This is a genomic window from Thiocystis minor (genome assembly GCF_016653465.1).
GTDB lineage: Bacteria > Pseudomonadota > Gammaproteobacteria > Chromatiales > Chromatiaceae > Chromatium > Chromatium minus.
Window position 1 is genome coordinate 1 of record NZ_NHSQ01000117.1, and the last position, 3,941, is coordinate 3,941.

A 3,941-nucleotide genomic window follows, 5' to 3' on the forward strand; every position below is an offset into this window, starting at 1 on the left:
GCGAAGGCGGCGAGGTAGCGCGCGCCATATTTGGCGAAGTCGAAGGCATGATAGGCGCCGCCGAAACTGGTTTTGAGGTTGCCCAGGAGGGTGTTGACCCAGGTGAATTCGGGCAGGTCTTTCGGTTTGCGCGCCCCGACGACGATGGCCTGGTGATCACAACCGGCGTCGGTGACACCGCCAAAGCAGGCCAAGCCATCGGAGGTGACGTGACAGCCGGGCGCCAGGGTCTGCGCGGCCCAGGCGGCGATTGCGGTGCGGGTGAAGCCGGACACCGGCGTCATCTTGGCGTCGAGAGGATGTCCGTCCGGGCTCAAGGACACGGCGGCCACGAAAGGCACCTTGTTCTCCGAGCCACGCCCGGCGGTGCCGCCCGTGAGTTCACCGCCCAGATAGGCGTCGTCCACCTGGACCTCGCCCGTGAGGGTGTAGGCGCTGTCGCGCTCGATCATCGCCTGCATCAGTTTGTGCTGGATCAGCCAAGCCGTCGGGTAGCTGACGCCCAGTTGACGCTTCAGCGCCAAGGCGGACAGTCCGGTCTTGGCCTGGCTGATCAAATAGATCGCCAGGAACCACACGGTCAGTGCCAGATGGGTGCTCTGGAACAGGGTGCCCGCGATCAGGGACGTTTGCGTCCGGCAGGCCCGACACTGGAACGTCGTGTGCGCGCCGACGTGCAGGCGCGCGTGCCGGACCTCGCCACAGCGCGGGCAACGAAACCCCACCGGCCAGCGCGCCCGTTCCAGCGCCGCCTCGCACTGTGCCTCGGTGCCGAACTGTGCCTGGAACGCGGGCAGTGACAGCCCGGCTTGGAATTGGATACGGTTCATGGGCATGACGGGATTCCTCAGCGAGACGGGGTAACCCACTGTGCGCCTATTTCCAGCGAAAAACTGGCCTGCTGGAAAATCTTTCTAATCAGGTGGCCTTTTGGTAAGCCTGAAGGTGTTCGTCGGTGCCCAACGGCACGACGGCGCAGGGCAGGCCCAGCCACGCCAATACCGCGTGACGGCGGCGTTCGGCGTTCTCGTGGCCGATGCAGGAGCCGTTCAGGTAATACAGATGTTGATTATTCATGCGTTTTCTCCGAAATATCGGGGAGACGCATGATTCCCAAAGGGAAGATGCGACTCTCCCCAGGGGGTGATGCCAGCCGGGCTGGCCGATGACAGGCGGACGAAAAAGCCGCGAATCGAGGACGTTTAAAGCAAGTTGCGTTCGGCCATGGAGGTGCAGGATTCAGCGACCACGATGTGATCGAGCACGCGGACCTCGATCACACCCAGCGCGTTTTTCAATTTCGTCGTGATCGCGAGATCCGGCGCACTGGGTTCCGCGTGGCCAGAGGGGTGATTGTGATAAAAAACGACAGCCGCAGCGTTGTGTTGCAGCGCCTTTTTCACGACTTCTCGCGGATACACGGCGGCGGTATCGAGCGTGCCGCTGAATAAATCCTCGGCAGCGAGGACTTGATGACGATTGTTCAGCCAGAGCGCCCCGAAGACTTCAATGTCCAGATGCCCAAGACGCATCTGTAGATAAAGCACGGTTTTTTTGGGCGCGGTGAGTGCCTGGTTGTCGACCGTCTTCATGCGTCGCTCGATGATCGCCATCGCTTGCTGAAGGATGAGGGACTCGGCGTTCGTGTCAGCCGTCACCGTATAGAGTGCGGCTTCCTCCTGTTGACGAATGCTTGTCCCGGTCAGGCCGGTTTGTTCAGTGGCGTGTTTGCGCATGCGGTTCTCCAATTCGGGGAGACGCACGCCCCCTGGAGGGGAGTCGCGACTCCCCAGGGGGTGATGCCAGCGAAGGCTGGCGGGTTGACTGTAAGCGCGAGGCTTGCCGATGGTGCGCGCGGTCTTGATGAATCGCCCGCGCAGGCGATGACGACCTCAACCAGGTGAGATCGCGGAAAACCTGTCCGCTCGACACGCACCCAGCGGGGATGCGGAGGGGACAGGTTCCGGGGCGCATTGCCCCGACAGCGATCGCGAAGGACCGCTCCCATGGGGAACGATCCCCAGGGGTGGCTGAACCCGGCGGTCGCCGGGCAGGAAGGTCAACGCACGATCAGTGCGTCTTGACCTCGCGGAACAGGCGTCGTTCGGCGTGTTCGGCGCGTTTGCCGTGATTGAAGGCCGACACCGGGCGGTGATACCCCATGACGCGGGTCCACACTTCGCACGGTGTGCGTTCGTGATCGGACAGACCGATCATCGGCTGGGCAGGTTTTTCCATCGACCCTCTCCGTGCCCGTAGACCCACCGAAAAGATCGGTGGACCCGCGGGCGGTCTTGGCCCTAAACGAGGAACTGCTCGGCGAGACCGAACAGCGTTTGCTTAAGATCGGCAGGGGAATCGATCTGGATGTGACGTGGAAACAGCCACGACACGTCGATTTTGATGCCAATGCCGGCGATCTCGATGCCAGTTGCCTGGCATTGTTCGATGATGTTCGTCGCCCCGATCACGTCATCGGGCTTGCCGTCGGTCATCACCAGGATCACCCGCTTCCGCTCCTGTCGCTGCAAGAGATCGGCGGCGGCGTACCACAACGCCTGTGTCAAGGGCGTGCCACCCCGTGGTTCTTGCAGGAAAGCGCCAGCCCGGCTGGCGGGCCGTTGCCCGTTGCGAACCAGGCAGGAGACCTTTTCGTCCTCACCATACACGCCTGGAAATGCTGTCACCGCGACCGACACGCCTTGAATGGTGTTGAGCCTTGATGCGCACACGCGGCGCCTTGCTCGGGCCACGCACAGTAAAGGCGCTGCTGGAAGCCGTTGCTGCCACCCAAGAGCGACGGTCGATCCGACCTATCCCGCCGCGCACGGGCAGGTTGCGCCTGGAGGAATCCGAATGACAGCGCCGCTGCTTTTAACGCTTGAAAGTGCCGCCGAAACGTTGGCGATCAGTGCGCGCAGCGTGCGACGCCTGATCGACGCGGGCGAACTCGCGCCGGTGCGCATCGGGCGATCCGTGCGCCTTAGTGCCGCCGATATCACAGCCTATGTCGACCGCCAAGTGTCCGGGAGTACTATTGCTCTTGGGGTGGTGGNTCTACGAACGGCCACGCTCGCCGTATTGGTGGGCCGTCTACCCCAGCGGGGTCGGGGGTTCGACTCGCCGCAGTACTGGGATTCCCGTCGCCGACGATCCCGAAGGTCTGAAAGCCGCCGCGATCCGCGCCGGTTGGATGGCCGAGAAGCACATCGAGCATACCGGAGAGGACGCCACGTTTGACGATTTGCTGTTGCTCTACCTGGAGCAAGTCACACCGACCAAGCGAGATCCAAGGCGGGATCGATTTAGTGCAAAGGCGCTATTCCCGATGTTCACTGGGCGGAACTTGACGAACATTGGAGCCGCCGAGGTGCGCGGTTATATCGCCAGCCGGACGGCGGCAGGGATCGCGCCAAGCACACTGAACAAGGAGATCGCCTTGGTGAGTGCCGCGCTTAATTGGTCACGGCGAGAGATTGAATGGGACGTTGCGAACCCGTGGGAGTCGCGCCGACAGAAGGAACCGACAGGACGCGACCGCTGGTTGACAGAAGCGGAAGCGGCCCGCCTGCTAAATGCCGCCGAGAGCCCACGCCGGAAGCTGCGCTATCCCTGGCTGCATGATTTCATCCGCCTGGGGTTGAACTCCGGGATGCGACCGGGAGAAATGCTGTGGCTAGAGTGGAAGCGGGTCGACCTACGAGGTGCTTGATCACCTTCGAGGCTGCCCGCCCAGGGGAGGACAAGACAGGACAGAAAAACGGCAAGCCGGGGAGAGTACCGTTAAACCGTGAGGCTCGCGAAGCGATCCTAGCCCGACTTCGGCTATTCAGCGTCTTTCGCGCTGCAACCCGCTGATTCTTCGTTCCTCGAAGAAAAAGGTCGGCACTACAGGCGATCGCTCAAGCGCTCTGTGATAGTCGCTCGGAGGTGATCCTCGG

At 62.4% G+C, this 3,941-nt stretch carries 6 protein-coding genes; 1 reads left to right on the plus strand and 5 read right to left on the minus strand.

Annotated elements, in window-relative coordinates:
* The 5 genes from CCR95_RS16525 to CCR95_RS25465 form a co-directional block, all read right to left on the minus strand.
* Window positions 1-836: IS1595 family transposase (locus CCR95_RS16525; protein ID WP_201096248.1), on the minus strand; the 836-nt coding region annotated here is incomplete at its 3' end.
* Window positions 837-918: 82 nt separating this feature from the next.
* Window positions 919-1,077 carry a hypothetical protein gene (locus CCR95_RS16530; protein WP_201096249.1) on the minus strand — a complete coding sequence of 53 codons (159 nt, stop codon included), beginning with the start codon at window positions 1,075-1,077 and terminating at the stop codon, window positions 919-921.
* Window positions 1,078-1,202: 125 nt separating this feature from the next.
* Window positions 1,203-1,736, minus strand: a complete 534-nt coding sequence (locus tag CCR95_RS25460; protein ID WP_201096250.1) for a JAB domain-containing protein — start codon at window positions 1,734-1,736, stop codon at window positions 1,203-1,205.
* Between the two features lie 334 nt (window positions 1,737-2,070).
* Entirely contained in the window at window positions 2,071-2,217 is a 147-nt protein-coding gene (gene nrdD / locus CCR95_RS16540; RefSeq protein ID WP_201096257.1) for an anaerobic ribonucleoside-triphosphate reductase, read from the minus strand.
* Between the two features lie 83 nt (window positions 2,218-2,300).
* Window positions 2,301-2,699: a VWA domain-containing protein gene (locus CCR95_RS25465; RefSeq protein WP_201096251.1), complete on the minus strand. Its 399-nt coding sequence runs from the start codon at window positions 2,697-2,699 to the stop codon at window positions 2,301-2,303.
* A 157-nt stretch (window positions 2,700-2,856) separates the two neighbouring features.
* Between CCR95_RS25465 and CCR95_RS26430 the strand changes: the two genes are divergently transcribed.
* A partial coding sequence (locus CCR95_RS26430) for a helix-turn-helix domain-containing protein (protein ID WP_420825666.1) occupies window positions 2,857-3,055 on the plus strand: 199 nt, incomplete at its 3' end.
* Window positions 3,056-3,941 lie beyond the last annotated feature (886 nt).